Source organism: Caulobacter sp. 10L414 (genome assembly GCF_056395525.1).
Genome location: NZ_JBFTJR010000044.1, coordinates 1 through 26,594 on the forward strand (window position 1 = coordinate 1; position 26,594 = coordinate 26,594).

Annotated in this window: 30 protein-coding genes and 1 tRNA gene; 15 read left to right on the forward strand and 16 right to left on the reverse strand. The window is 69.4% G+C overall.

Translation table 11 applies throughout. From position 1 onward, the window contains the following. Window positions 1-153 precede the first annotated feature (153 nt). Together AC1DCG_RS17230 and AC1DCG_RS17235 are read left to right on the forward strand one after the other, a co-directional pair. The gene (locus AC1DCG_RS17230) at window positions 154-285 is read left to right on the forward strand and encodes a hypothetical protein (RefSeq protein WP_276611577.1); all 132 of its coding nucleotides are present in this window, start codon (window positions 154-156) and stop codon (window positions 283-285) included. A 137-nt stretch (window positions 286-422) separates the two neighbouring features. Continuing rightward, window positions 423-779: a hypothetical protein gene (locus AC1DCG_RS17235; protein ID WP_477030669.1), complete on the forward strand. Its 357-nt coding sequence runs from the start codon at window positions 423-425 to the stop codon at window positions 777-779. A gap of 28 nt (window positions 780-807) precedes the next feature. Here AC1DCG_RS17235 and AC1DCG_RS17240 read toward each other — a convergent pair. After that, a tRNA-Leu gene (locus AC1DCG_RS17240) sits at window positions 808-892 on the reverse strand. A 216-nt stretch (window positions 893-1,108) separates the two neighbouring features. Beyond that, entirely contained in the window at window positions 1,109-2,017 is a 909-nt protein-coding gene (locus AC1DCG_RS17245) for a LysR family transcriptional regulator (protein ID WP_477037089.1), read from the reverse strand. A 125-nt stretch (window positions 2,018-2,142) separates the two neighbouring features. Between AC1DCG_RS17245 and AC1DCG_RS17250 the strand changes: the two genes are divergently transcribed. The 4 genes from AC1DCG_RS17250 (at window position 2,143) to AC1DCG_RS17265 (ending at window position 5,148) form a co-directional block, all read left to right on the forward strand. After that, entirely contained in the window at window positions 2,143-2,841 is a 699-nt protein-coding gene (locus tag AC1DCG_RS17250) for a pirin family protein (RefSeq protein WP_165259557.1), read from the forward strand. Window positions 2,842-2,946: 105 nt separating this feature from the next. Continuing rightward, window positions 2,947-3,546 (forward strand): NAD(P)H:quinone oxidoreductase, encoded by a 600-nt coding sequence (gene wrbA, locus AC1DCG_RS17255; RefSeq protein ID WP_477037091.1) that lies wholly within the window; start codon window positions 2,947-2,949, stop codon window positions 3,544-3,546. A 486-nt stretch (window positions 3,547-4,032) separates the two neighbouring features. Continuing rightward, entirely contained in the window at window positions 4,033-4,677 is a 645-nt protein-coding gene (gene upp, locus AC1DCG_RS17260; RefSeq protein WP_334348668.1) for a uracil phosphoribosyltransferase, read from the forward strand. Between the two features lie 87 nt (window positions 4,678-4,764). After that, window positions 4,765-5,148, forward strand: a complete 384-nt coding sequence (locus AC1DCG_RS17265; RefSeq protein WP_477030672.1) for a response regulator — start codon at window positions 4,765-4,767, stop codon at window positions 5,146-5,148. Between the two features lie 260 nt (window positions 5,149-5,408). Here AC1DCG_RS17265 and AC1DCG_RS17270 read toward each other — a convergent pair whose 3' ends face one another. Both AC1DCG_RS17270 and AC1DCG_RS17275 read right to left on the reverse strand, forming a co-directional pair. After that, window positions 5,409-6,905, reverse strand: a complete 1,497-nt coding sequence (locus tag AC1DCG_RS17270; protein ID WP_477030673.1) for a phosphomannomutase/phosphoglucomutase — start codon at window positions 6,903-6,905, stop codon at window positions 5,409-5,411. Between the two features lie 123 nt (window positions 6,906-7,028). Beyond that, the gene (locus AC1DCG_RS17275) at window positions 7,029-7,274 is read right to left on the reverse strand and encodes a hypothetical protein (protein ID WP_165259569.1); all 246 of its coding nucleotides are present in this window, start codon (window positions 7,272-7,274) and stop codon (window positions 7,029-7,031) included. Between the two features lie 99 nt (window positions 7,275-7,373). Here AC1DCG_RS17275 and gpmA point away from each other — a divergent pair, with 99 nt between their 5' ends. The 3 genes from gpmA to AC1DCG_RS17290 all read left to right on the forward strand — a co-directional run bounded on the left by gpmA (window position 7,374) and on the right by AC1DCG_RS17290 (window position 10,867). After that, window positions 7,374-8,087 carry a 2,3-diphosphoglycerate-dependent phosphoglycerate mutase gene (gpmA, locus tag AC1DCG_RS17280; RefSeq protein WP_165259571.1) on the forward strand — a complete coding sequence of 238 codons (714 nt, stop codon included), beginning with the start codon at window positions 7,374-7,376 and terminating at the stop codon, window positions 8,085-8,087. A 154-nt stretch (window positions 8,088-8,241) separates the two neighbouring features. Beyond that, window positions 8,242-9,501: a pentapeptide repeat-containing protein gene (locus tag AC1DCG_RS17285; RefSeq protein WP_165259573.1), complete on the forward strand. Its 1,260-nt coding sequence runs from the start codon at window positions 8,242-8,244 to the stop codon at window positions 9,499-9,501. 106 nt (window positions 9,502-9,607) lie between these two features. Then, window positions 9,608-10,867 (forward strand): pentapeptide repeat-containing protein, encoded by a 1,260-nt coding sequence (locus tag AC1DCG_RS17290; RefSeq protein WP_477037093.1) that lies wholly within the window; start codon window positions 9,608-9,610, stop codon window positions 10,865-10,867. A gap of 158 nt (window positions 10,868-11,025) precedes the next feature. On the opposite strand, the gene AC1DCG_RS17295 is transcribed toward AC1DCG_RS17290, so the two are convergent. The 5 genes from AC1DCG_RS17295 to AC1DCG_RS17315 form a co-directional block, all read right to left on the reverse strand. Beyond that, on the reverse strand, window positions 11,026-12,540 hold the full coding sequence (locus tag AC1DCG_RS17295; RefSeq protein ID WP_477030675.1) for a dipeptidyl-peptidase 3 family protein: 1,515 nt from the start codon (window positions 12,538-12,540) through the stop codon (window positions 11,026-11,028). 73 nt (window positions 12,541-12,613) lie between these two features. Further along, window positions 12,614-12,814: a hypothetical protein gene (locus AC1DCG_RS17300; protein WP_165259579.1), complete on the reverse strand. Its 201-nt coding sequence runs from the start codon at window positions 12,812-12,814 to the stop codon at window positions 12,614-12,616. Between the two features lie 92 nt (window positions 12,815-12,906). Next, window positions 12,907-14,499, reverse strand: coding sequence for a sensor histidine kinase (locus AC1DCG_RS17305; RefSeq protein WP_477037095.1), 1,593 nt, complete (start codon window positions 14,497-14,499; stop codon window positions 12,907-12,909). Beyond that, complete coding sequence (locus AC1DCG_RS17310; protein ID WP_165259581.1) at window positions 14,496-15,212, reverse strand: response regulator transcription factor; 717 nt, start codon at window positions 15,210-15,212, stop codon at window positions 14,496-14,498. The genes AC1DCG_RS17305 and AC1DCG_RS17310 overlap by 4 nt, the downstream gene beginning before the upstream one ends. A gap of 176 nt (window positions 15,213-15,388) precedes the next feature. After that, window positions 15,389-15,847, reverse strand: coding sequence for an Hsp20 family protein (locus tag AC1DCG_RS17315; RefSeq protein ID WP_165259583.1), 459 nt, complete (start codon window positions 15,845-15,847; stop codon window positions 15,389-15,391). Window positions 15,848-16,134: 287 nt separating this feature from the next. Here AC1DCG_RS17315 and AC1DCG_RS17320 point away from each other — a divergent pair, with 287 nt between their 5' ends. The 5 genes from AC1DCG_RS17320 to AC1DCG_RS17340 all read left to right on the forward strand — a co-directional run bounded on the left by AC1DCG_RS17320 (window position 16,135) and on the right by AC1DCG_RS17340 (window position 19,970). Further along, the gene (locus tag AC1DCG_RS17320) at window positions 16,135-16,977 is read left to right on the forward strand and encodes a class I SAM-dependent methyltransferase (protein WP_477030678.1); all 843 of its coding nucleotides are present in this window, start codon (window positions 16,135-16,137) and stop codon (window positions 16,975-16,977) included. Window positions 16,978-17,041: 64 nt separating this feature from the next. Then, the gene (locus tag AC1DCG_RS17325) at window positions 17,042-17,938 is read left to right on the forward strand and encodes a class I SAM-dependent methyltransferase (RefSeq protein ID WP_477030679.1); all 897 of its coding nucleotides are present in this window, start codon (window positions 17,042-17,044) and stop codon (window positions 17,936-17,938) included. Beyond that, the gene (locus AC1DCG_RS17330) at window positions 17,935-18,603 is read left to right on the forward strand and encodes a hypothetical protein (RefSeq protein WP_477037096.1); all 669 of its coding nucleotides are present in this window, start codon (window positions 17,935-17,937) and stop codon (window positions 18,601-18,603) included. Before AC1DCG_RS17325 ends, AC1DCG_RS17330 begins: the two co-directional genes overlap by 4 nt. A gap of 110 nt (window positions 18,604-18,713) precedes the next feature. Further along, on the forward strand, window positions 18,714-19,022 hold the full coding sequence (locus AC1DCG_RS17335) for an SCP2 sterol-binding domain-containing protein (protein WP_058347624.1): 309 nt from the start codon (window positions 18,714-18,716) through the stop codon (window positions 19,020-19,022). A gap of 3 nt (window positions 19,023-19,025) precedes the next feature. Beyond that, entirely contained in the window at window positions 19,026-19,970 is a 945-nt protein-coding gene (locus tag AC1DCG_RS17340; RefSeq protein WP_477030682.1) for an alpha/beta fold hydrolase, read from the forward strand. A 133-nt stretch (window positions 19,971-20,103) separates the two neighbouring features. Here the strand turns inward: AC1DCG_RS17340 and hisN are convergent, their stop codons facing one another. Then, a complete protein-coding gene (gene hisN / locus AC1DCG_RS17345) occupies window positions 20,104-20,943 on the reverse strand; it encodes a histidinol-phosphatase (RefSeq protein WP_477030683.1) in 840 nt (279 codons plus the stop codon). Between the two features lie 53 nt (window positions 20,944-20,996). Then, entirely contained in the window at window positions 20,997-21,389 is a 393-nt protein-coding gene (locus tag AC1DCG_RS17350; protein WP_058347627.1) for a helix-turn-helix domain-containing protein, read from the reverse strand. Window positions 21,390-21,552: 163 nt separating this feature from the next. Between AC1DCG_RS17350 and AC1DCG_RS17355 the strand changes: the two genes are divergently transcribed. Then, complete coding sequence (locus AC1DCG_RS17355) at window positions 21,553-22,488, forward strand: lysophospholipid acyltransferase family protein (protein WP_477030684.1); 936 nt, start codon at window positions 21,553-21,555, stop codon at window positions 22,486-22,488. Between the two features lie 163 nt (window positions 22,489-22,651). Here the strand turns inward: AC1DCG_RS17355 and AC1DCG_RS17360 are convergent, their stop codons facing one another. The 5 genes from AC1DCG_RS17360 to gcrA form a co-directional block, all read right to left on the reverse strand. Beyond that, the gene (locus AC1DCG_RS17360; RefSeq protein ID WP_477030685.1) at window positions 22,652-23,158 is read right to left on the reverse strand and encodes a response regulator; all 507 of its coding nucleotides are present in this window, start codon (window positions 23,156-23,158) and stop codon (window positions 22,652-22,654) included. Window positions 23,159-23,264: 106 nt separating this feature from the next. Continuing rightward, window positions 23,265-24,020, reverse strand: coding sequence for a M23 family metallopeptidase (locus AC1DCG_RS17365; protein ID WP_477037166.1), 756 nt, complete (start codon window positions 24,018-24,020; stop codon window positions 23,265-23,267). Between the two features lie 101 nt (window positions 24,021-24,121). Further along, a complete protein-coding gene (locus AC1DCG_RS17370; protein WP_058347630.1) occupies window positions 24,122-24,340 on the reverse strand; it encodes a DUF2093 domain-containing protein in 219 nt (72 codons plus the stop codon). 27 nt (window positions 24,341-24,367) lie between these two features. After that, entirely contained in the window at window positions 24,368-25,900 is a 1,533-nt protein-coding gene (gene xseA, locus AC1DCG_RS17375; RefSeq protein ID WP_477030686.1) for an exodeoxyribonuclease VII large subunit, read from the reverse strand. 91 nt (window positions 25,901-25,991) lie between these two features. Next, complete coding sequence (gene gcrA / locus AC1DCG_RS17380; RefSeq protein WP_101719656.1) at window positions 25,992-26,522, reverse strand: cell cycle sigma 70 cofactor GcrA; 531 nt, start codon at window positions 26,520-26,522, stop codon at window positions 25,992-25,994. Between the last annotated feature and the right edge of the window lie 72 nt (window positions 26,523-26,594).

The window sequence follows — 26,594 nt, forward strand, 5'->3', positions numbered from 1 at the left end:
TCCCCCTCCGGCCCTCCGGGCCACCTCCCCCAGAGGGGGAGGATCTGATGCCTAACGTCGATCTGCGAAATCGTACTCATTTTCCCAAACTGAGTAGCGCCGCCCGCGAACCTGTGATTGCATCGTCAAAAAACAGGGTGGAAACAAATGCAGATGGCTCAATGGCCGGCGCTGATCGTACTGGCGCTCAGCGTCATCGTGTGGGGCGGCATCATTCTCTATCGTGGAAGACGGGACGGCCCGCAGACGGCCGACGAGGATCTCGACCCGATTTCGGGCGACTGAGACGCCTGTCGCTTCCGGCGAACTGATCGAAGTTTCAGCTAGCGCGAGCCTGCCTTGAGGCGGGCTCGCGTCTTGGCGCGTGGCGGCGTCTTGCGCGAATCCTGGCGTCGGCCGGCGGCCTCGCCTAGCTTGCGGCCATGACCACGACGCCGCTTTCCGCTCTCAAGCCCATCATCCTGACCAACGAGGCGGGGGCTGCCTTCCTGCGGCGGCATCCGGCGACTCGCGAGGCGGCGACCGCGCCGTCGGAGGCCGGGCTGTTGCGGGTGGAGCTGCATTTCGTAGACGCCATCGAGCCGCCGCCGGCCGATGACTGGGTGATGCCCAACGCCGACGTGCCGCAGGACCGCGAGCACGACCTGAGCTTCGAGAACGACGGCCACGCGCCGCCCTACGGCTTCTGGATCACCCATCCCGACGTGCTGGCCTGGACCACTGAGCTGACCGAGGACGATCGGCCCGACTGGTGGGTGAAGGTCTGGCTGAAGGCCTAGCGCCGGCCTTCCTGATATTTGGAAGAGTTGGTGCGGGCGGTCGGGGTCGAACCGACACTCCTTTCGGAACCGGATTTTGAGTCCGGCGCGTCTACCAGTTTCACCACGCCCGCGCCTCGCCGGGTCGAGGCCCGAAGCGAAGAGGCGACTACCTAGCAGTGGTCGCCGGGAAGTTCCAGAGGCGGTTTCCCCCAAATCTTGTCATCCGGCCGAAGGCGCATGGCGCCGTAGAGCCGGGATCTCCCACGGTTCCGGCGCGGCGAGGTGCGAGATCCCGGCGCTTCGCTGCGCTACGGCCGGGATGACAACCGGAGAGCCGAGCCGATAACTCATCCCAGCCACGGCGCCTTGGCCAGCCGTTCGGCCAGGAACTCCATCAGCACGCGCACGCGGGCGGGGCGGATCGGGTTGGGCGGGGTGACCAGGTGCATGGCGATGGCCGGCGGGGTCCAGTCGGCCAGCACCTGCTCCAGGCGGCCGGCGGCGACGTCGTGCCAGGCCATGAAGTCGGGCTGCATCGCCAGGGCCTGGCCGTCCAGCAGCAGGGCGCGGAAGACGTCGGCGTTGTTGGCCCGCAGCGGGGCGGGCACGCTGATGGCGTACTGGCCGTGGGTCTTGTGCTCGAACCGCCAGGCGTCGCGCGAGCGGCCGCCGGTGTAGAAGAGGGCGCGGTGGCGGGCGAGGTCCTTGGGATGCTCGGGCCGGCCATGCTTGTCGAAATAGGCCGGCGAGCCGACCAGCATCACCCGCACCGGGCACAGCCGCCGGGCCAGCAGGCTGGAATCCTCCAGCGCCGAGATCCGCAGCGCCAGGTCGAAGCCGTCCTCGACGATGTCGATCAGCTGATCCGACAGCGAAAGCTCGACCGAGACCTCCGGATAGAGGGCGAAGAAGTCCGACAGGGCAGGGCCCAGGTGGGCGATCCCGAACGACATCGGCGCGGCCATGCGCACCAGGCCCTTGGGCGTCACAGACTGGGCCGAGGCCTCAAGTTCCAGGGTCTCGCCGTCGGCCAGCAGCCGGCTGGCGGCCTCCAGCGAGCTCTGGCCGCTGTCGGTCAGCGACAGCCGGCGCGAGGTGCGGTGGAAGAGGGTGGCGCCCAGCCGCTGCTCCAGCCGGGAGACGGCTTTCGACACCGTCGCGTTCGACAGGCCCAGGTCCTTGGCGGCCCGGGCGAACGAGCCGGTCTCGGCCACCTTGGCGAACACGGCCCAGGCTTCGAAGTCGGGAAGTTTCATGATGTCATTTTTGGAAATGGTTTCTTTCGACCATTTCTATTTCGGATCAAGCGATCTGTCTCCATCTTCCTCGTCAACGGAGAGGCCAACACGGCCAGCCACACAAGACACTCCAGGAGATCGACATGATCGAAGTTCGCAAGTTCGACAGCCTGGGCGGCGCCAATCACGGTTGGCTCGACGCCAAGCACCACTTCTCGTTCGCCGGCTACCATGATCCCAAGCGCGTTCACTGGGGCGCCCTGCGGGTCTGGAACGACGACACCATCGCCGCCGGCACCGGCTTCCCGCCGCACCCGCACAACGACATGGAGATCATCACCTATGTCCGCGAGGGGGCGATCACCCACCAGGACAGCCTGGGCAACAAGGGCCGCACCGAAGCGGGCGACGTGCAGGTGATGAGCGCCGGCACGGGCATCCGCCACTCGGAGTACAACCTCGAGCCGGGCGTGACCAAGATCTTCCAGATCTGGATCATTCCGGACCGCGGCGGCGAACCGCCCGCCTGGGGCGCCAAGCCTTTCCCGAAGGGCGACCGCTCCGGCAAGTTCGTGGCCCTGGCCAGCGGCTTTTCGGACGACAACGACGCCCTGCCGATCCGCACCGACGCCCGCGTCCTGGGCGCCACGCTGAAGGCCGGCGAGGAAACCGAGTACACGCTGGGCGCCGGTCGCCACGCCTACCTGGTGCCCTCGACGGGGTCGATCGAAGTCAACGGCGTCAAGGTCGACACCCGCGACGGCGCGGCGATCGCCAACGAGAACACCATTCGCGTGAAGGCCCTGGCCGACGCCGAACTGGTCCTGGTCGACGCGGCGTAAACAAAGCGTCGCTGAATTCCTTCAAGACGCGGCTCCCAAGAAAGAATGGATGGGGCCGCGTCTTTTCCTCCCCAATCTCAAAGAAGACTTCTCTAGGAGACTCTGATGGCCAAGGTTCTGGTCCTTTACTACTCGTCGTACGGCCACATCGAGACGATGGCCAAGGCCGTCGCCGAAGGCGCTCGCAACGCCGGCGCCACCGTCGACATCAAGCGCGTTCCGGAAACCGTGCCGGAAGAGATCGCCAAGGGCGCTCACTTCAAGCTGGACCAGGAAGCTCCGATCGCCACCGTCGCCGAACTGGCCGACTACGACGCGATCATCGTCGGCACCGGCACGCGTTTTGGCCGCATGAGCTCGCAGATGGCCGCGTTCCTCGACCAGGCCGGCGGCCTGTGGGCCCGCGGCGCGCTGAACGGCAAGGTCGGCGGCGCGTTCGTCTCGACCGCCACCCAGCACGGCGGCCAGGAAACCACGCTGTTCTCGATCATCACCAACCTGCTGCACTTCGGCATGACGATCATCGGCCTGCCCTATAGCCACCAGGGCCAGATGAGCAATGACGAGATCGTCGGCGGCGCGCCCTACGGCGCCACCACCGTCGCCGGCGGCGACGGCAGCCGCCAGCCGACCCAGATCGACCTGGACGGCGCCCGCCACCAGGGCGAGCTGATCGCCGCCGCGGCCATCAAGCTGCACGGCTAAGTCTGGTGCGTGGTCCTTATCCTTCGACAAGCTCGGGATGAGGACCATTCCACCGGCCCTGCATTCGAGATCCTCACCCTGAGCCAGTCGAAGGGCGAGGGTCTTGCACAAGATCCCCGGCCGGATTTCCTCCCCCAACGGTCTGGCCGGCCCAGCCGCGTCGCGCTTCATCCTCCCCCAGGAAGCGCGGCGCGGCTTTTCTTTTGGAAAACGGACGCTTAACCGCGTTTGTGAGCGTCGTGTTCAGCCTGATGCGTGAAGATGCCCGTACGCAGGGGACAGCGAGGCGGGCGTGGCGAAGAAGGACAAGGTCGCGAAACGGAGGTCGGGAATGGCCGACTTCATGACGCTCCTGGTCTGCGTCGGCTGCACCGTCTGGGCCTTCAGGACGATCGTCGGCCTGGCCGGCTGATTAGCGCTTGGCCTGAAGGCCGGAAGGCGGCACTTGAACGGGAAAGCCGTTTCAAGATCAGGATGCCGCCGCCCATGACGACCCAATCCCTTTCGGGCGTGACCATCGTCGACCACCCGCTGGTGCAGCACAAGCTGACCCTGATGCGGGACAAGGAAACCTCGACCAAGACCTTCCGCGCCCTGATGCGCGAGACCGCGACCCTGATCTGCTACGAGGTCACGCGGCAGCTTTCGATGGACGAGGTCGAGATCCAGACCCCGGTCGCGCCGACCAAGGCCAAGGTCATCGCCGGCAAGAAGCTGGTGTTCGCGCCGATCCTGCGCGCCGGCCTTGGCATGGCCGAGGGCATGCTGGACCTGGTGCCTGCCGCCCGCGTCGCCCACATCGGCCTCTATCGCGACCCCGAGACGCTGGAAGCGGTCGAGTACTACTTCAAGACCCCCGAAGACATCGCCGACCGCCTGGTCATCGTCGTCGATCCGATGCTGGCCACCGGCCACACGGCGGTGGCCGCGATCGACCTCCTGAAAAAGCGCGGCGTGCGCGACCTGCGCTTCGTCTGCCTGCTGGCTTCGGTTCCGGGCGTCGAGACCCTGCGCGCGGCCCATCCCGACGTCGAGATCTGGACGGCGGCGGTCGATCCGCAGCTGAACGATCACGGCTACATCGTTCCGGGCCTCGGCGACGCCGGCGATCGCACTTTCGGTACGCGCTGACCCCGGATCGGGGCCGAGTGTGCGCTTGAGCACTTGCGCGACTCCACCGGCGCGGTAAGCAGCGGCGTTAACCTTTGTAGAGTGCGCATGCTGGTTACGCCGCCTCAGATCTATGTCGCCGACGACGACGCCCTGACGCGCGAGCTGGTCGAGATCCAGCTGGGGCAGGGCGGCTACGGCGCGCGCACGTTCGAGACGGTGGAGGAACTGCTGTCGGCGGTGGCTTCGGCCCCGCCGTCGCTGATCCTGCTGGACGTGCGCATGCCGGGCCTTTCAGGCCTCGACGCCCTGCGCAGCCTGAAGTCGGCCCAGGGCGCCGAGGACATCCCCGTGCTGATGCTGACCGGGGAGGGGCGGCTGGACCGCATCGTCCAGGCTTTGCAGCTGGGCGCGGCCGGCTATGTGATGAAGCCGTTCACGGGCAAGGCCCTGGTCGCCAAGATCGACGAGGTGCTGGCGGCGGGGGGCTGAGGGGGGGCTTTCCGTCGCCCGGTATCGTCATCCCGGCCGAAGCGCAGCGTAGAGCCGGGACCCAGGGGCGGCCGCATTGCGCCGGCAAGCGACGAAAGCCTTGAAGCCGCCGCCCCGCCCAGTCGCCTGGGTCCCGGATAAGCGCTGCGCGCTTTCCGGGATGACGAGCGGTGTTGGATCGGCGAGCAGCGGGATTCCGCCAAACAAAAAAGCCGGGGATCGCTCCCCGGCCTTTCGTTCTTCACGGGGCGTGAGCCCGATCAGATTTCCTGGTTGTACTTGCCGACGCGAGCGCCCAGGCGCGGCTTCACTTCCTCGCGGAAGAGGGCGCGCATGTCGTCTTCCGACTGGGTGCTTTCCACGACGACCACGACCTCGGGCTTGTTCGACGAGGCGCGGACCAGCACCCACGAGCCGTCTTCCAGGTGCACGCGCACGCCGTTGACGGTGATGACCTCGACGATCTTGCGGCCCAGGATCGAGCCGCCGGCGGCGAACAGGTCTTCGTATTCCTTCACCACCTCGGCGACGACGCCGTACTTCACCTCGTCGGCGCAGTGCGGGCTCATGGTCAGCGAGGTGAAGGCCACCGGCAGGGCCTTGCGCAGGTCCGACAGCTTCTTGTCCGGATTGCGGTCGAGCATGGCCAGCACGGCGGCCGCGGCGGTCAGGCCGCAGTCGTAGCCATAGCCCAGCTCGCCGTTCATGAAGAAGTGGCCGCTCTTTTCGAAGCCGGCCAGGGCGCCCAGCTCGGCGCTCTTGCGCTTGATGTAGCTGTGGCCGGTCTTCCAGTAGATGACCTTGCAGCCGTGTTCCTTGAGGATCGGGTCGGTGGCGTAGAGGCCGGTCGACTTGACGTCGACGACGAAGGTCGCACCGGGGTGCAGCGGGGCCAGGTCGCGGGCCAGCATCAGGCCGATCTTGTCGGCGAAGATCTCCTCGCCCTCGTCGTCGACCACGCCGCAGCGGTCGCCGTCGCCGTCGAAGCCGAAGGCCAGGTCGGCTTTGTGCTCACGGACGGCGTGGGCCATCTCGTGCAGCATCTCGGCGTCTTCAGGGTTGGGATTGTACTTGGGGAAGTTGAAGTCGAGGTCGGTGTCCATCGGCACCAGGTCGGCCACGCCCATCTTCTTCAGGGCTTCGACCACGAAGGCGCCGGCCGTGCCGTTGCCGCAGGCGGCGATCACCTTCAGCGGACGGGTGACGCTGGCGCGCTTGGCGACGTCGTCGATGTAGCGCTGGGCCTCGCCCTGCACGCGGATCAGCTTGCCGCCGTCGCGCTCGACGAACTGTGCCCCCAGCACGATCTCCTTCAGGCGGCCCATTTCGTCGGGACCAAAGGTGAGGGGCTTCTGGGCGCCCATCTTCACGCCGGTCCAGCCGTTTTCGTTGTGGCTGGCGGTGACCATGGCCACGCACGGGATGTCGAGGTCGAACTGGGCGAAATAGGCGGTCGGCGACAAGGCCAGGCCGATGTCGTGCACTTCGCAGCCGGCGCTCAGCAGGCCGATGATCAGCGCGTTCTTGATCGAGGTCGAATAGGAGCGGAAGTCATGGCCGACCACGATCTTGGTCTGGCCCAGTTCCTGGATGTAGGTGCCCAGGCCCAGGCCCAGGGCCTGGACGCCCAGCAAGTTGATCTCGGGGCCGAACAGCCAGCGCGCATCGTATTCGCGGAAGCCCGTCGCCTTGACCAGCGGCTCGTTTTCGTAAGCGGCGGTATTCGGAACCAGATCGGCGCGGGGAGTCGAGAACATCGGAGCTCGCTTCAATGAGTGGTGGAGTGCGTTTAGCTGTCGGAGTGGTTGCTTGCCACCCTCTTCGTATGACGATGATCGATCAATGTGACGATTGACCGATAGAAGCGCGAGAAAAAGCGCCTATTGCCCGGCCTCGGCACTGGCGGCCGCGGCGGCCTCTGCTTCGCGACGTCGACGGTCTTCGCTGCGGCGCGCGGCGGTCTTTTCCTTCTCGATCAGCGCCTTCATTTCCGGGGTCTGCTGAATCGGGGTCGAGCCGAACGGACCGGGCGAGCGGTCGCCGTAGCCCTGCGGCCAGACCATGGAGAAGGCGATCATCGCCAGGGCGACCAGCGCGCAAAGAGGCATGAAGATGCGATCGGGCATGGTCCGCCTATACCACGCCTCCTGTGGCTGGATAGGGGCGATGCTTGACGCGAGGTCTCGCGAGCCTTAGCCCGCCATGACCAAATCCAAGGAGCTCAGATGCCCGTCCTCGTTCTGCTTCGCCACGGCCAGAGCCAGTGGAACCTCGAGAACCGCTTCACCGGCTGGGTCGACGTCGACCTGACCGCCGAGGGCGAGGCCCAGGCCCGCAAGGGCGGCGAACTGATCAAGGCGGCCGGGCTCGACATCGACGAGGCCTTCACCTCGGTCCAGACCCGCGCCATCCGCACCTGCAACCTGGCGCTCGACGCGGCGGCCCAGAGCTTCGTGCCGGTCACCAAGGACTGGCGCCTGAACGAGCGCCACTACGGCGGCCTCACGGGCCTGAACAAGGCCGAGACGGCCGAGAAGCACGGCGAGGAGCAGGTCACCATCTGGCGCCGCTCGTACGATGTTCCGCCTCCGGAACTGGCTCCAGGCGGCGAGTACGACTTCGCCAGCGACCGCCGCTACAAGGGCGCCAGCCTGCCGACGACCGAAAGCCTGGCCACCACGCTGGTGCGCGTGCTGCCCTACTGGGAAGAGGCGATCGCGCCGAAGCTGAAGGCCGGCGAGAACATCCTGGTGGCCGCCCACGGCAACTCGCTGCGCGCCATCGTCAAGCACCTGTTCGCGGTGCCGGACGACCAGATCGTCAAGGTCGAGATCCCGACCGGCAATCCGCTGGCCATCGAACTGGACGCCGATCTCAAGCCGGTGGGCGCCCGTTACCTCGACGAAGCCCGCGCCGAGAAGCTGCCGGCGATCGGCTGATCCATGACTTCCGGGGTTCCTTTCGTCCGCGGGCGAAAGGAACCCTAGGTCGTTTCAGGTCGTGTCTGCGCGCAGGAAGTGCCTGGAAACACGACGTTAATGCTGATGGGCGCATCAAGTTGGTCTACCCTTCGGGGAAACGACGCGAGCTTGCATGAACACCCCGGCAGCGGCGGGCCAGGAACACCGGCGCCTGACGCAACAAGAAGTCGACGTGATCTGCGCCAAGCACGACCGCCTGTGGTCGGCTAGGCTCGGCGGCGCGCGCGCGGTCTTCGCCTTCTGCGACCTGTCGGGGCTGGTCCTGGCGGGACGCAATCTGTGCGACGCCGACTTCACCGGCGCGCTGCTGGTCGGAACCGACCTGCGCCGCTGCAAGCTCGACAACGCAAACCTCTACGGCGCCGACATGCAGGGCGCCGACCTCACCGATTCTTCTCTGCGCCGCGCCGACCTGCGCGGCTCCAGCCTGCGCGGCGCCAACCTGACCGGCGCCGACCTCTTCGAGGCCGACCTGCGCGAGGGCCAGATCGCCGCCGCCGACCGCGAGAAGGGCTACCGCATCCTCGAGCCGGTGCAGCGCGAGGCCTATGCGACGGGGGCCAACCTGTCGGGCGCCAACCTAGAGCGCTCGCGGCTGTCGGGCATCGTGGCCACCAAGGCCGACTTCAGCGACGCGATCCTCAAGGACGCCAAGCTGGTCCGCGCCAATCTCAAGCAGGCCAACTTCAACGGCGCCAACATGGCCGGCGCCGACCTGTCGGGGGCCAACCTGGCCGGGGCCGACCTGCGCAACACCGTGCTGGTGGGGGTCAAGACCCTGTCCTGGAACGTCACCGGGGCCAGCATGGAAGGCGCGCTGACCGACAAGGCCTCGGGCGTCGACGTCTCCGACATGCCCTACGAGCAGATGATCTCCGACCACGCGCGCTGGTGCGAGACCGGCGGGGCGGAGGGCAAGCCGTCGGTCTTCGACCGTGCCGACCTGCGCAATCTGAAAAGCATCCGCGGCTTCAACCTGACGGCCCTGTCGGCCAAGAGCGCGGTGTTCTACGGCCTCGACATGGAAGGCGTGCAGATGCAGGGCGCCCAGCTGGAAGGCGCCGACCTTCGGGCCTGCAACCTGCGCCGGGCCGACCTGCGGGGCGCGCGGCTGAAGGGCGCCAAGCTTTCCGGCTCGGACCTGCGCGACGCCCAACTGGGCCCGCTGCTGATCGGCAAGGACCGGCTGTTGCCGGCCGACCTGACCGGGGTGCTGCTGACCAACGCCGACCTGGCCCGGGCCGACCTGCGCGGCGCGTGCCTGGCGGGCGCCGATCTCTCGAGGGCGAACTTCACCAACGCCAACCTCAAGGACGTCGACATTACCGGCACGGTCCGGCTGGGCGCCCGAGGGCTCGAAGACCTCATCTAAGCTACCCAATTTGAGACGTGTGGGGCGACCTTAACCGTTCGCTCGTCGATTCCTGTTATCCGATGGCCTGTAGAAGATCTGAGTATCGCCGGGAGGGGGTCCCGCAATGAACGCCGCACAGAGCCTCGCGGGCCGCCGCAAGCTCAGTCAGGCCGAACTCGACATGATCGTCACGGCCCACGAGAAGTTCGTGACCGGCAAGCAGGGCGGCAAGCGCGCCTCGCTGCGGTTCATGAACCTGTCGGGGCTGGACCTGTCGTTCCGCAACCTGACCGACGCCGATCTTTCCGCCTCGATCCTCGATGGCTGCCGGATGGTGCGCGCCAAGCTGGATCGCGCCAGCCTGTTCGGCTGCGACCTGCGCAAGGCCGACCTGCGCCAGGCCAGCCTTCAGCGCGCCGACCTGCGCGGGGCCTGCCTGCGCGGCGCCAACCTTTCGCAGGCCGACCTGACCCAGGCCGACTTCCGCGAGGGCCAGATCGCCATCCCGCACCCCCGCAAGGGCCTGGACACCGTCAAGCACGAGGTCCGCAACGGCGAGGTCGACGAGGTCAACTTCTCGGGCGCCACCCTGGACGGTTCGCAGTTCACCGGCGTCTCGGCGTTCAAGGCCGACTTCTCCGACTGCTCCCTGCGCGGCGCCAAGCTGTCGGGCGCCAACCTCAAGGAAGCCAACCTGGTCGGGGCCATCCTCGACAACGCCGACGTCAAGGGCGCCAACCTGGAGGGGGCCAACCTGCAGGGCGCGGTGATGTCGGGGGTCGACACCTCGACGGCGCGGGTGAGCGGCGCGCACATGAGCGGCGCCCTGACGACCTCGACGCCCGAGGCGGTGAACAAGGCCCGCGAGCTCTACGCCCGCTGCCTGGCCAACCAGCAATGGTGCCAGACCGGCGGCAAGGAGGGCGCGGCGGCTCGTCTCGACGGCGAGGACCTGCGCCCGATCGGCGATCGCCTGAAGGGCCTGCGCCTGACGGCCATGAGCGCCAGGGGCGCCTGCTTCGTCGGCATGGACCTGTCCGGCGCCCAGCTGCAGGGCGCCAACCTGCAGAACGCCGACCTGCGCGCGGCCAACCTGCGCGGCGCGGATCTGCGCGGGGCCAAGCTGACCGGCGCCAACCTGACCAAGGCCGACCTGCGCCAGGCCTTCCTGTCGCCGCTGCCGCTGGGGCCCGAGCGCAAGACCGTCGGCAGCCTGGCCGCCGCGCGCCTGCGCTACGCCATGCTGCAGACCGCCGACCTTTCCGAAGCCGTCCTCGACGGCGCCGACCTGCGCGGCGCTGACTTCACCGGCGCCCGCATCGCCAAGGCCAGCTTCCGCGACTGCGACGTCGGCCAGGCCCAGGGGCTGGAGTTCGGGGCGTAAGAGATGGACCTTCCCCTCTGGGGGAGGCGGCCGAAGGCCGGTGGGGGGACGGTTTCAACCTCCAGGTCGCCGGCCGGTTTCGCAAGAACATCCCCCACCGATCGCTACGCGATCGCCTCCCCCAGAGGGGGAGGTTCCTCGCGAGCGCGCTGGGTTCCTCACACCTTGTCCGGATAGACCGGCGCGATGTCGACGGGGATGTCCTTGAGCGTGGCGATCACGCCGCGGGCGTCGTCGTCGAGATGCGCGTAGCGGTCGAAGAAGGCGACCATGCCGGCATAGTCGCCGTCGCCCTGCAGCTTGACGATGTCGGCCACCAGGTCGCGCATGCCGGCCTCCATCTTGGCGTTGTCGACACGGAAGCGCTTGAGCGCCGGGTCGTAGACGAAGGCGCCCTTGGCCTTGAGGTAGCCGTACTGCAGGGCCGCGCCGCGGCCGTGGGCCTCCTCGTCGCCCCAGCGGGCGGCGCGGAAGATGCCGGCCAGATAGGTGGCGAACAGCTGCGGGCGCTCGGCCGTCGGGATCTCGCCCTTGTCCATCATGAACAGGATGTTCCAGGCGCCCATGACGTCGGCCTTGGCCTCCTCGGCGGTGCCGCCGATGTCCTTCAGCTCGGCCGAGACGGTGGTGGCGCGGCCGTCGACGACGATCGAGCCCGGGCCCAGGCTGTGCGACAGCTCGTGGAACAGGGTCTCCAGCGTCATGTACTTCTGGCTGACCAGGGCGGCCTGGTCGGCKACCAGCACGCGGCTGGCGATCGGCTTGAGGATGCCCTCGTACTTGGCCGCCAGCACGTTGGACAGGATCACCTTCTTGGCGCCCTTGGCCTCGCGCACGCGCTCGTCGTTGGGCAGGTTGAAGGCCACGGTCTGGGGGCCGTGCAGATTGTCGCCGCCGCCGCGGATCTGCTCGGCCACGGCGATGGGCGAGGCCCCGCCGCGCTTGAAGTTCTTGTAGGCGTCGGCCACCGGCAGGTTGGCCTCCATGTCGCGAAGGTAGGCCTTGTACTTGTCCAGGGCGCTGCTTTCGGTCGGGTTCTTCAGGGTGACGAAGGCCTCGAAGGCGGCCTTCTGGCCCATCAGCTCGTCAGTGTAGGTCTCGTACGGGCCGATCGCCACCTCGATGGGGGTGCCCTCAAGGTCCATCCACGCCATTTCCGACTGGAAGTAGTCGTTGCTGCGGAAGGACTGGGCGCGCAGCGTCAGGAAGGTCTTGAGGCTGGCGTTGGTGGTGATCCTGGCGGCCTCGTCGAGCAGGGCGGCGGCCTTGGTCAGCTCGGGCTTGTAGGCGACCGAGTAGGGCACGGCGACCAGCTTGTCGCCCTCGCGGCGGACCACCGTGTAGGTGTCCATCAGCGCCGCCTTCTGGTCGGGATGGGCCGCCAGATAGGCCTCCAGCTGCGCCTTGGTCAGGTCGGCGGGATAGAAGCCGTGGCCGGGGCCGTCGGGGCCGCCCTGGGCGACCATCTGCTTGGCGTAGATCGCCGTCATCTGGTCGGCGGCCTGGATCAGCAGGTTCACCACCTTGCGCTCCTCGGGGCTGAGGAAGGCGGTGTCGGTCTTCATGCGGATCGTCGCGTAGTTCTCCGGCGGCGCGGCCTGGGCGGCGAGGGGAGCGGAGAGGGCGGCGGCCGAGACGCCGAGCGTCAGGGCGAGGGAGAGAAGCGCGCGCATGGAGGAAGTGTGGCCCTTGCGGATGAAGCGATGGCCTCGCTTACACCCGCCTTGGGGCGAAGACGAGGCACAGCTAGAAGCGCCGCCGCTTCAGCGAGGCGAAGGCGTCGAGCATCACGGCCGCCAGGTGGCTCTGGCTGCGGGCGAAGGCGGGATCGGCGGCCTCGCCCGACAGCCGCATGCCGTCGGGGCGGGTGACGCTCCAGGTGCAGCGGCCGGCGGCGACGTCGAGTTCGACCTGGCAGTCGGAGGCGGGCGGGGCGGCGGTCAGCATGGCAAATCTCCTGGCCGAAGAGGCGTCAGCGGCACCCTACGGACGGCGTGCGGCGCCCTGATGGACCGCATGTGGAGATTTCGTGCAGACGGTCAGGCCGGCGGCAGCGACAGGGTGAAGCGCGCGCCTTCGGCTCCGGCGACATAGGCCACCTCGCCGCCGTGGGCGCGGGCCAGGGAGCGGGCGATCGACAGGCCAAGACCGGTTCCGCCCTCGGCCCGGCGGGTGGTGAAGAACGGCTCGAACAGCCGCGCGGCGTCGGCCGAGGCCACGCCAGGGCCGTCGTCGGCGACCACCAGCACGACGGCCTGCCCGCGGTCGTGGCCGCTGATCGCGACCTTGCCGGCGCCGGCCTGACGGCTGTTCTCGACCAGAACGGTCAGCACCGTCTCGATCATCGCCAGCGGGGCGGCGACCGGCGGCAGGTCGCCGGAGAGGTCGGCCGTCACCGCGAAGGCGGGCGTCGACAGGGCGGCCGCCACGGACTTCGCCGCCGCCGCGGGAGCGGCCGCGACCCCGGCTTCCGGGGTCGCCATGTCGGCGCGGGCCAGTTCCAGCAGCCGTCCGACCAGGGCCGACAGGCGCGCGTTGTCGGCGGCGATGTTGGCCAGGAAGCGTTCGCGCTCGGCCTGGCTCATGGTGGGGTAGTGGTCCTGCAGGAGCTCGATGGCCCCGCGCACCCCGGCCAGCGGGGTCTTGAACTCGTGGCTGAGGGCGGCGGCGAAGTCGCGCAGATAGCGCGAACGCTTGTCGATCGCTCCGGCCATGGCCCGGAAGTCGTCGTACAGCGCCTGGATCTCGACGGCCGCGGTGCGGGGCGTCTCCGGCGCCTCGCCCTGGCCGGTGGCCATGGCGCGGGTGGCGGCGCTGAGCTGCTCGATCGGCCGGGTGACCCCGCGCGACACCAGGCCCGCCAGGCTGAACAGCACCAGCAGGATGACGCCCGCGCCCAGCAGCAGCTTGCCGCGGTCCTCGTGCAGGCCCTTGAACAGGCCGCGCGGCGAGCGCGACAGCAGCAGCACGCCCACCGTCCTGCCGTCGACCACCACCGGGCGGACGTGGTGCAGGCGCACGGCCGAGGCCCGGCTCAGCCATTCCCAGATGTAGCGCGGGCGGTACTGGCCGATCCGGCGAAGCACGGTCTCGGACCGTCCCGACAGGGCGTGGCGCACCTCGGGCAGGGCCGACAGGTCGCCGCCGGCGCCCAGGCCCCGCACCACGCGGCCATGGGCGTCGGTCAGCACCACGGCGGCCAGGGTGCTGCGGGTGGTGTCGGCGAAAATGCGGTCCAGTCGGGCGGCGGCCGCGACGGCGTCGGGATCCGGCGTCCCGGCGGCCGGGGCGGGCGTGGGACGTTCGGGCAGGATCACCGCGGCCGACAGGTCGATGCTGGGCTTCTCGGGGCGATAGTAGGCGGGGTCTTCCGGATCCGGTTCGGGCAGGGCGGAGGAGGGCGGCGCGCCGGGCCACAGGGCCGCCGCCGCGGCCGCCAGGGCCGCGCCCTGGGCGTTCAGCTCGGCCTCAGTCTGGCGCACCAGGGTGTTTTCGTAGCTGCGCAGGAAGATCCCGCCCAGCGCCGGCATGGCGGCGGCGAACATCAGCACCGCCAGCAGGATCGAGCGCAGGCGCAGCGCCGGCCAGCGGCGCTTGATCGCATCCTTGAAGGCTGACAGCGCGGCGATCACGCCTGGGCGTCCTGGCCCTGGCAGGCGCCCAGGCGATAGCCGACCCCGGGGCGGGTCTCGACCACGTCGGTTCCGCCCAGCCTGGCGAACTTGGCGCGCAGGTTGCGCACGTGGCTGTCGATGGTGCGGTCGGTGAGGGCGAAGCCGGGGCCGCGCAGCTTGTCGATGATGGCGTCGCGGGTGAAGACGCGGCGCGGGGCGCTGGCCAGGGTCCACAGGATGCCGAACTCGGTGACGGTCAGGGACGTCTCGGTCTCGCCCCAGGCCGCCCGCCAGGCGTCGGCCTCCAGGCTGAGGCGGCCATGGCTGACCAGCTTGGCTTCTTCGGCCGCCGGCGCCGGGGCGGCGGCGCTGGCGCGGCGCAGGATGGCGCTGACCCGGGCCGTCACCTCGCGCGGGCTGAACGGCTTGACCACGTAGTCGTCGGCGCCCAGTTCGATGCCCAGCACCCGGTCGATCTCGTCGTCGCGCGACGACAGCAGCAGCACCGGCAGCTGGCCCTCGGCGCGGATGCGGCGGCAGACGTCCAGGCCGTTGAGGCGCGGCATGTTGATGTCGAGCACCACCAGGGCCGGCCGGTGAGCCGCGATCGCCTCCAGCGCCGCCTCGCCGTCGGCGGCCTCGACCGTGGCGTAGCCGGCCTTGCCCAGGGCGAAAGCCAGCAGTTCGCGGATGTGCGGCTCGTCGTCGACGATCAGGATCGGCTGAGTCATGGCGCAGATGTTCCGCTTGCGACGTCCGGGGTCAACGGCGGGCATAGGTGCGGGGCGTGCAGGACCTGCGGCCAGGGCCGTGCAGATCCGGTGCAGACGTAAAAAAGGGCGGCGCGAGATCGCGCCGCCCGAAAGTCGGAGGGGGAATTCAGAGACAGAGAAAGCGGTCGGTCGCCTTAGGCGGCCTTTTCGCCTTCGATCACGGCGGTGTCGGCGCCGGTGCTGATCGGGATGCTGCGGGGCTTGAGGGCTTCCGGCAGCTCGCGCTTGAGCGCGATGGTCAGCAGGCCGTCGGCCAGGGCCGCGTCGGTCACCACCACGTAGTCGGCCAGCTGGAAGCGGCGGTCGAAATTGCGCTCGGCGAGGCCGCGATGCAGGTAGCGCTTGGTCTCGTCGTTGGCCGCCTTGCGGCCCGAGACGGTCAGCAGGCCTTCCTTGGCCTCGATCGACAGTTCTTCCGGCTTGAAGCCGGCGACGGCGATCTCGATGCGGTAGGAATTCTCGTCGGTGCGCTCGATGTTGTAGGGCGGATAGCCGGAGGCGGCTTCGGTCTTGGCGGCGGCGTCGAGTTGCGCGGCCAGGCGGTCGAAGCCGACGAGCGAGCGGTACAGGGGCGAAAGGTCGATCGTACGCATAAGTGTAGAACCTTCTTCTCAAGCAAGGTTGCAGTCAGTGTTCGAACCTTCGACGACCCGTCATCGGCCTCGTCTGCGATCCGGAAGGCCCGGCTGTCCAGCGCCTTCGAGTGAATAGTTGGGAGGTCGTTTTTCGACTTCAAGGGGTGCGGCGTTTTTGAATGTAGTCGCCCCTGGGTCATGCCCCGGGCAGGTCGTGCAGGTCCCTGCTGGGAAGGGCCGGAATCGCTTGATCGAGCGCCACCCAAGGTTAAGGTCCGTCACCTCGACGACGACGGAGACAGACCATGCCCGCCCGCCGCCACCTGCTGATCCTGGCCGCCGCCGCGGCCCTCGTTCCAGCCACCAGCGCCCTGGCCGCCGACGCCGCCCTCAAGGCCGCCGTCGCCTCGCCCGACCGCACGCCCGCCAGCGTCGCCCGCGACGGCGCCCGCCACCCGTACGAGAGCCTGGCGTTCTGGGGCCTCAAGCCCGGCCAGACCGTGATCGAGGTCTCGCCCGGCGGCGGCTACTGGACCGAGATCCTCGCGCCCTACGCCAAGGCCACGAAGGGGACCTACGTCGCCGGCGTCGCCGACCTGGCCAATCCCAAGCTTTCCGAAGGCGCCCGCAAGGGTCGGGCGGCCTTCGAGGCCCGCTTCGCCGACGAGGCCAAGTACGGCAAGGTCAAGTTCGTCGACTTCGGTCCCGTGGCCGCGCCGCTGGGCGCGCCGGGCTCGGCCGACCTGGTGCTGACCGCCCGCAACGTCCACAACTGGACGGTTCAGCCGGGAACCGCCGAAAAGCTGTTCGCCGACTTCTTCGCGGTGCTGAAGCCGGGCGGCGTGCTGGCCGTCGAGGAGCACCGCGCAGAGCCGGCCGACGAGAAGAGCGCCGGCGCCAACGGCTATCTGTCGACCGCGACCGTCGTGGCGCTGGCCGAGAAAGCCGGTTTCAAGCTCGACGCCAAGTCCGAGGTCAACGCCAACCCCAAGGACACCAAGGACCACCCCTTCGGCGTCTGGACCCTGCCGCCCGTACGCCAGAGCGCGCCGTCGGGACAGCCGGCCGATCCGAACTTCGACCGCGCCAAGTACGACGCCATCGGCGAGAGCGACCGCATGACCCTGCGCTTCAAGAAGCCGGCGTGATCGGGCGTCGCCATTTGGCCAAGGTCGCGGTCTAAGGCTGGGATCCATGCGTAACGGGGGATCGATGGACCCAGTCTCTTCCTGGTCGCGTCGCGGCCTGCTCGTCGCCGCCGGTGCGGCCGGCCTGGTCGGTTGCGGCCGCAAGAAGGACGAACCGGCCGCCAAGGCCGAGGCGCCCAAGCCCGCCAAGGGCGGCGCCGCCACCCTGCAGGGAGCGGTGGCCGGCGACTGGCGCTCGAGCGCCGACAAGGCCCGCGACGCCTGGCGCCATCCGGTGCAGAGCCTGGAGTTCTGGGAGATCCGGCCCGGCCAGACGGTGGTCGAGTTCTGGCCCGGCGCGGGCTGGTACACCGAGATCCTGGCGCCGTTCCTGGCCTCGACGGGCGGGAAGCTCTACGAGGCGGTGCTGGAGGCCGATCCCGCCGACCCGGCCGCCGCCGAGATCGTCGCCGCCTATCGCCGCAAGCTGGAGGCCAAGCCCAGGCTCTACGGCAAGGTCGACATCACCACCTTCGGCCGCAACAGCGGTCCGGTGGCCCCGGCCGGCAGCGTCGACCGGGTGCTGTTCCTGCGCAACCTGCACAACTGGATGGCCGGCGGCATCGCCGAGAAGGCCTTCAAGGACGCCCTGGCGGCGCTGAAGCCCGGCGGGATCCTCGGCGTCGAGGAGCATCGCGGCGAGCCCGGCCGCGTGCAGGACGTGCTGGCCGCCGACGGCTATGTCCAGCAGGCCTATGTCGAGCAGCTGGCCAAGGAGGCCGGCTTCGTCCTGGCCGGCTCCAGCGAGATCAACGCCAATCCCAAGGACACCAAGGACCACCCGTTCGGCGTCTGGACCCTGCCGCCGACCCGCCTGTCGGCGCCGCGCGGCGACCCGGCCGAGCCCGATTTCGACCACGCCAAGTACGACGCCATAGGGGAGAGCGACCGCATGACCCTCAAGTTCGTGAAGCCGAAGTGAGCGCCCGCATCGCGCGGCGTGCGCTGGTCGCCGCGGCCCTGGCGCTGGTCGCCGGTTCGGCGGCTCTGGCGCAGGCCAACAAGACCGCGCCGGCCGACAAGGTGTTCGCCTATCTGGAAAACTTCCTGAAGGTGCCGGCCCAGGAGCGGGCGCGCACCCGGGTGGCCTACGCCCTGACCCGCGACGGCAAGCCCGCCGCCGGCCTGAAGGCGACCCTGATCGAGACCAGCGGCGCGCGCACGGCCCTGCCGATCGGCGCCGACGGGCGGTTCGAGCGCCTGCCGACGCTGGCCCAGCTGCAGGGCGGGGCCAAGATCGAGTTCGAGGCCTCGGCCGATGGCAAGTTCGGCTCGACCCTGATCATCGAGCCGGTCCTGAAGCCGGCGGCCGAGTACGAGGTGGCCGAGCTGAAGGCCGTGCTCGACTCGACCAACGGCGTCATCGGCAAGGCCGCCGGCCCCATGGCCATGCTGGCTCCGAAGATGACCGGCTTCGGCTTCCCCGGGGCGACCGGCGGCGTCGTGGTCGGGGCCGACGGCAAGTCGCAGGCCCTGCCGCTGTCGGGCAAGACGCCGATCCTGCGGCTGGCCGATTTCAAGGGCGCGGCCCGCGTCCGGCTGTCGGCGACGCCTTCGCGGGTGGGTTTCATCCAGAGCAAAAAATAGCGTGGAGAGCGTCTGAACGGTGTTTACTTGCGGCCCGGCTCCGGCCAGGGTGCCCACCAAGTTTTCACGCGCAGAACGCTCAAGCGCAGAAAAGAGGGAGACAGCGTTTCATGGCCACGTTGCAGGAAATCACCGACAAGATCAAAACCGCCGTGGGCGACGACAGCGGCCTGGGCAAGAGCCTGAAGTTCGACCTGAAGGGCGAAGGCGTCATCCTCATCGACGGCGGTTCGGTCACCAACGAGGACGGCCCGGCCGACCTGACCATGACCCTGTCGAAGGAAGACTTCCTGGCCATCGGCGCCGGCTCGCTCGACCCGACCATGGCCGTCATGACCGGCAAGCTGAAGCTGTCGGACATGGGCGCGGCGATGGCGCTGCAGTCCAAGATGGCGGCGCTGTTCTCGAAGCTCCGCTAAGCCATGGGGGAACCTGCGCCGCTGGTCTCGATTCCCGAGGCGCCGGTTCCCGACCACGGCAAGGCCGAATGGTTTTCCGGCGCGGATGGGGCGACCCTCCGCGCCGCTCTATTTTCGCCTAAGGGCGATCCGCGCGGTTCGGTGGTGGTCAGCCCCGGCCGCAGCGAACCGATCGAGAAGTACTACGAGGTCGTCGACGACCTTCTGGCGCGGGGCTTCGTCGTCCTGGTGCACGACTGGCGAGGGCAGGGGCTTTCCCACCGCGCCTTGCCCGATCGCCTGAAGGGCCACGCGGCCGGCTTTCAAGACTTCGTCGGTGACTATCAGGCCCTTCTGGCGGCCTTCGAGACGCGCCTGCCCAGGCCCTGGATCGCCCTGGGACACTCGATGGGCGGCTGTCTGACCAGCCTGGTCCTGGCCCACGGCGAGACCCGTTTCTCGGCCTGCGTGCTGTCGGCCCCGATGCTGGGGCTGAACACCGGCGGCAAGCCGGCCGGCATGGCCCGCGCCCTGGCCTGGCTGGCGGCCCGCACACCGCTGCGCGGCGGCTATGTGCTGGGCGACGTCGGCGATCCCTTCAAGCACGTCTTCCCGCAGGACGCCCTGACCCACGACGCGGCGCGCTACGCCCGCCACCAGGCCCAGATCCGCGCCTGTCCCGACATCGCGCTGGGCGGCATCACCTGGGGCTGGACCGACTTTGCGTTCGAGGCCTGCGCCTGGCTGGCGCGCAGCAAGGGCGTCGAGGCCATCGCCATCCCGGTGACCATCGTCGGGGCGGGGGTCGACACCCGCGTCCTGACCTCGGCCCAGAAGGCCATCGCCGCGCGCATCCCTAAGGGCCGCTACATCGAGATCGAGGACGCCTTCCACGAGATCCTGATCGAGACCGACGACCGCCGGGCGCGGTTCTGGGCGGCGTTCGACGAGACGGTGGTCGGCCTCTAGATCCTCCCCCTGAAGGGGGAGGTGTCGGCAAAGCCGACGGAGGGGGGAGCGGCTGATGTCCGCCACCGCCTCGGAAGCTGAAAACGGCCCCCCTCCGGCCCTCCGGGCCACCTCCCCCAGAGGGGGAGGATTTCTATTTCGCCGAGCGCTTCAGGGCCACCAGGGCCTCGTCCAGCACGCGCTGGTCGCCGGCGATGGCCATCTGGCCGCCGTGCTGGCCGATCGGCGCGCCGCGCCAGTCGGTGACGACGCCGCCGGCGCCTTCGATCAGGGGGATGGCGGCCTCGACGTCCCAGCTCTTGAGGCCGGCCTCGATGACCATGTCCATCGTACCGGCCGCGACCATGGCGTAGGCGTAGGCGTCGCAGCCCAGGCGGGCCAGCTTGGCGGCGGCGCGCACCTGGCGCCAGGCGCCCAGTTCGGCGCCGTCGAAGCAGGCCTCGGGATCGGTGGTGGCGATGATGGCGTCGGTCAGAACGGCGCAGGGACGCACGTGCAGGGCTTTTTCACCGCCGTGGGCGATCAGGCGCGAACCGAGGGCGGCCGAGCCGACATAGAGCTCGCCGATATAGGGCTGGCCGATCGCGCCCAGAACGGGACGGCCCTGGTGGCGCAGGCCGATCAGGGTGGTCCACAGCGGCAGGCCCGAGATGAAGGCGCGGGTGCCGTCGACGGGATCCAGCACCCAGACGAACTCGGCGTCGGGGCGGTCCTCGCCATATTCCTCGCCGATCACGCCGTGCTCGGGAAAGCGCTCGGAGATCAGCTTGCGGATGGCCGCTTCGGCGCCGCGGTCGGCCTCGGTGACAGGGTCGAACGCCGCGTGGGTGTCGCGCGGCAGGTTCTTGCCGGCCGCCTTGTCCTCCAGCCCGTGGTCGGACCGGAAAAGCGGCAGGATCGCTCCTGCGGAGGCGCTGTTGAGCTCGACGATGAAGGCGTCGAGGGCGGCGAGGCGATCGGCGGAGAGCGTCATGGAGGCAGGCTTTAGCCCGCCTTGGCCCAGGACGCTACTCCACTGAAGCAGGCTCAGGCTTCGAGCTGCTCGACGCCGTTCAGCGACTTGGCCAGGTCCAGCAGCCGACGGCGCGGACGCTCGCCCAGCAGGTAGTAGGCCCGGATCAGGTCGATGGTCTCCTTGCGGGCGAACATCTCGCCGCCTTCGGAGTCGTTGCTGGCCGCCGGGGCGGTGTCGCGAGCGATGGCCGACAGGCCGTCGTAGAAGTAGCCGACCGGCACTTCCAGCGCCTCGGACAGCTGCCACAGGCGAGCGGCCGAGATGCGGTTGGCGCCGCATTCGTACTTCTGGATCTGCTGGAAGCGCACGCCGACGGCGCCGGCCAGTTGCTGCTGGGTCAGGCCGAGCAGCCGGCGACGGCGGCGAAGGCGCTTGCCCAGGTGAGTGTCGATGTCGTTGCCCATGATGTGGACCCTTGACCCCCGATGGCTTTCCCCCGTCCCGAAACGGAACGGTCTGCCCTGACAGCCGCAAGTCGCGCGCCAAGCGAAGCTCGCTCGCCCGGCGGGGTCAGGAGATTCCGGCGCCACAGTTCCGCCGCCGGCCAAGTCGAGCTAGTAAGGGCCGATGTCCAACGACCGTGTTTCCCCCACCCAAGACTTTCTCTGGCGCCTGGAGGCGTTCGGCTACGACCTGTTCATGGGTCTGTTCCGCCTCTTGGGGGTGGACGCGGCCTCGGCGCTGGGCGGCTGGTTCGGGCGCACGTTCGGGCCGCTGAGCGGGGCCCACAAGGTGGCCGACCGCAACTTGCGCCTGGCGTTCCCGGAAAAGGACGCGGCCTGGCGCGCCGACATGCTGCGCAAGCAGTGGGACGGCCTGGGGCGCACGTTCGGCGAGTTCCCGCTGATGGACAAGCTTCTGTCCTCGCCCGGCCGGGTCGAGGTCGTGAACGCCGAGCGTCTGGCCCAGATCGCCCGCGACATGGAGCCGGTGGTGTTCGTTTCGGGCCACCTGTCGAACTGGGAGGTGATGCCGGCGGCCATCGTCTTTTCCGGCGTCACCTGCCAGATGACCTACCGCGCGGCCAACAACCCCTACATCGACGAGCGCATCAAGAAGAGCCGGTTCCGCTACGGCGTACGCCTGTTCGCCCCCAAGGGCGGCGACGGCGCGCGTGAACTGCTCGACGCCATGAAGCGCGGCGAGTCGGTGGCGCTGATGAACGACCAGAAGTTCAACGGCGGGGTCGCCGCGCCGTTCTTCGGCCACGACTCGCGCACCGCGCCGGGCCCCACGCGCCTGGCGATCCGCTTTGGCACGGTGCTGCAGCCGATGTCGGTGCAGCGCACCAAGGGCGCGCATTTCCGCGCCGTGGTCCACGATCCGATCGTCCCGCCCAACACCGGCGACCGCACGGCCGACATCGAGGCCGGCGTGCGGATGATCAACGCCTTCATGGAAGACCGCATCCGCGAGCGCCCGGAAGAGTGGTTCTGGGTCCACCGCCGCTGGCCCAACGAGGTCTATGCGGCGCTGCTGGCGGGGGAGATCCCGACGAACTGAGGTTCTCCCTACCTTCCCGTCATTCCCGCCCTTGTGGCGGGAAACCCTTTGTCGGTCGCAAAGATGGATGAGGCGGACTGCCGAGCAGTCCGCTTGCGCTTCACATGCGAGCGGAACCAGGGCTTCCCGCCACAAGGGCGGGAATGACGGGAGGTGAGATGAGCTAAAGCTCGATCGCGCCCTTGTCGGTGGCGCGGCGGAACGGGCCGCCGTAGTGCGGGTCCTGGCGGCGGCGGCGGCAGGGGCCGAAATAGTCGCCGCTGCGGATGAACGGCCGCGGCTTGAAGATCACCATGTCGATGCGGTCGAGCAGCGAGCGGGCCGTGACCGGCTTGACGACGATCTCGGTGACGCCGGCGTCGCGCGCCTCGAACACCCGGTGCCGCTCGGCGAAGCCGGTAAGCATGATGATCGGCAGGAACGGGTCGGTGCTGTCGGGTGAATTGCGCACCAGCTGGGTGAACTGCACCCCGTCCAGCGGCGACATCTTGAAGTCGACGATGGCGATGTCGATCTGGCGATCCTTCAGGATCTGCAGGCCTTCCGCGCCGTCGATCGCCTCTTGCACGTGGCGCACGCCGACCCCTTTCAGGATCGTGCTGACGATCGCCCGCATGTGGTGGTTATCGTCCACCAGCAGGAAACGGAGCTTGTCGAGCACCGCGGACATGCGGGATTACGCCTCATACGCGAGTTTCAAAAGCGGGGCTGGGGATAACCATAACCACGACGACCTGTCGATAGGCGGTGTCCCGAAATGGTCAAGTTTGATCTCGTCACTGTCGCATTCCTGCGTCAGCGACCCACAGGCTGGGGTCGAGGTTGCGGTCGCGCCACTTGAGGCGCCAGCACAGGTGCGGGCCTGTCGCGCGGCCTTCCTTGCCGACCGCGCCGATGACCTGACCCTGGGCCAGGCGCTGGCCGGCCGTCACGTCGACGCGGGAAAGGTGCAGGTAGGCGCTGATCAGGCCCTGGCCGTGATCGATCAGCACAAGGCCGCCCTCGAAGTGCAGGCCGGTCTCGGCGAAGGCCACGACCCCGGCGGCCGGGGCGACCACGGGCGTTCCCACCGGCGCGGCCAGGTCGACGCCATAGTGCGGGCGCTTGGGCTCGCCGTTGAGGATGCGCTGGCCGCCGAAGCTGGACGAGCGGCGGGTGGCCTTCACCGGCCAGATGAAGCCCGTGCGGAAGAAGTCGCCGTCGACGCGGCTGGCAAAGCCCGCGGCCTTGCGCGCGCCCTCGGCGGCGATGCGGGCCAGCAGCACCGGATCTTCGGGCGAGACCTGCGACGGCGGCAGGCCGTCGATGCGCTGGATGTCGAAGGTTCCCGGCGCGATCGCCACGCGGTGGCTGGCCGAGCCGTCAGGCGTCTGGACGGTGATCTCGGCGCTGGGCGGGGCGTCGCGGTCGAAGCCGACGACGAACCAGCCGTCGGCCGAGGCCTGGGCGGCGAGAGCGCCGTCGACCAGCACCTCGGCGCGCGGCGCGGTGCGTCCCAGGGCGTAGCCGCCCTGCTGGAGACGGCCGCTCAGCACCAGTCCCGGCGCCGCCGCGGCGGCGCCGGGGAAGGCGAGGGGAGCGACGCCGCAGGTCAGGGCGGCGAGAAGCGCCCGTCTATTCGGACGCCAGGGGCTCAGGCCTTGGTCTCCTGCCAGCGCTTCAGCGCTTCCTTCGGCGTGGCGTAGGCTTCCTGCAGCTCGGGGCTCCAGTAGCGCAGGGCCTCCAGGGGGATCTTCGCACCGGTGACGGCGCAGACCACGTACTGGCCGGGCTGGAGCACGGCGAAGTCGCCGTCGCCGTAGTGCAGGACGGCCAGGCCGGATTTTCCGAGGTCGCGATCGTAAGCGTTCATGGGTCTCTTCTACGCCAATCTCGGGGTCTAGAACAGGTCGCCCTGCGACGACGAAGGCGGCGCGGCGGGCTTGGGACGGGGCTTGGGGGCGGCGGTCGAAACCGGCGCGGGTGGGGGAGGCGGCGGCGTGGCGCCTTCGCCATCGATCACCGCGTCGCGCTCGCCGTGCTTGAACTTCAGGTTCACGCGCTCGCCGGCGGCGAGGTCGGCGGCCGAGCGGGCCAGGGTCCCGTCCATCTTGCGCACCAAGGCAAAGCCCAGTTCCAGCGGCCGCTCCGGGTTCAGCGACTGGCGCAGCTTGTCCAGTCCCGCCAGGCGGTCGGCCTCGCGGTCGAGGCGGCGGCGGGCCACGGCGTTGAGGCGGTCCCATAGGGCCGGCAGGCGGGCGTGCTGGGCGGCGCGCTCGGGCGCGCGGCGGGCGGCGAGATCCAGGCGGCGCGACAGGTCGGACAGGCGCTCTGCCTTCGCCTGGCGCTGGCGGGCCAGGGCCTCGGGCGACAGGCGGGCGGTGACCTTGAGCAGGTCCTGGGCGTGGACCGAGGTGTTGCGGGCCAGGGCGGCGTCGAGGCGGCCGGCGGCGATGTCGAACCGCTGCTGGGCCAGGGCCAGCAGGTCGTTGGGGCGCGGCAGGCCTCGGGCGGCCGCCTGCAGGCGCGTGCGGCGCTCCTCGACCACGCGCCCGGCGCAACGCGACAGGCGGCGGTCGTAGTCGGAGACGAGCCCTCGCAGCTCGGCCAGCACCGGCGTGGCCATCTCGGCCGCCGCCGTCGGGGTGGGCGCGCGGCGGTCGGAGACGAAGTCGATCAGGGTGGTGTCGGTCTCGTGGCCGACGGCCGAGATCAGCGGGATGGTCCCTTCGGCCACCGTGCGGGCCAGGGCCTCGTCGTTGAAGGCCCAGAGGTCTTCGACCGAGCCGCCGCCGCGGGCGACGATCAGGATGTCGGGGCGCGGAACCGGGCCGCCGGGTTGCAGCGCGTTGAAGCCCCGGATGGCGCCGGCCACCTGGGCGGCGGCCGCGTCGCCCTGCACCACCACCGGCCAGACGATGACCCGGCAGGGCCAGCGGTCGCGGATGCGGTGCAGGATGTCGCGGATCACCGCGCCGGTGGGGCTGGTGATGACGCCGACCACGGCCGGCATCGAGGGCAGGGGGCGCTTGCGTTCGGGCGCGAACAGGCCCTCGCTGGCCAGCTTGGCCTTCAGCCGCTCCAGCTGGGCGAGCAGCGCGCCGACGCCGGCGGCCTCCATGCTGTCGATGACGATCTGGTAGCGCGAGCCGGCCGGATAGGTGGTGATCTTGCCGGTGACGATGACCTCGAGCCCGTGCTCGGGCCGTACGCCCAGGCCCCGGACATTGCCCTTCCAGACGACGCCGTCGATGGCGGCCTTGTCGTCCTTGATGGTCAGGTAGACGTGGCCGTTGGAGTGGTGGGTGACCTTGGAAAGCTCGCCGCGCAGCCGCACGAAGCCGTAGCGGTCTTCCAGGGTGCGCTTCAGCGCGAAGGCCAGTTCCGAGACGGAATAGGCGGGCGCGTTGGAATCGGGGGCGAGGTCGGTCATCGGCGACAACATAAAGCCCTCCCCGCGGAACGGGGAGGGCTGCATGGCGAGAGCGCCTGAACGACGCTTCTCTTCTTATGGCCGGCTGGCGCTAGATGTAGCGGCGCAGCGAGCGGGCGAGCTCGGTGGCGCCGCCCTTTTTCTTGGTCGACTGCTGCGGCTGGTAGGCCACCCGGGCGTGCTCGACGCAGTAGGGGCCTTCCGAAGAGCGGCGGCCGCAGAAGGTGAAGCTGTCCGACGACGGGTCGCCGATCGGCCACTTGCACATATGGGCGCCGAGCGTCAGCACGGTGGCCGAGCCGGGGGCTTCGTTGCGCAGGATCGGCATCGAGGGCTGGGCCTGGACCGGAACCGGAGCCGGGGCGACCGGCTCGGCGGCGACCACGCGGCGCGGCGCGGCCGGGATCGTCGAGGCGGCGGCCGGACGGGCCGGGCGCGGGGCCTTGAAGGCCGGACGGGCCGGTTGCGACGGCGCGGCGCGACCCGACAGGCCCAGGCGATGGACCTTGCCGATCACGGCGTTGCGGGTGACCCCGCCCAGTTGTTTGGCGATCTGGCTGGCCGACAGGCCGTCCAGCCAAAGCTTTTTCAGGGTGGTGACCCGTTCGTCAGTCCAGCTCATGGCCCATCTCCGCCTAAAATCCGGGCCATGACGAGAAACCCCACCTCGCCATCGCCCTACATCTGGTGTACA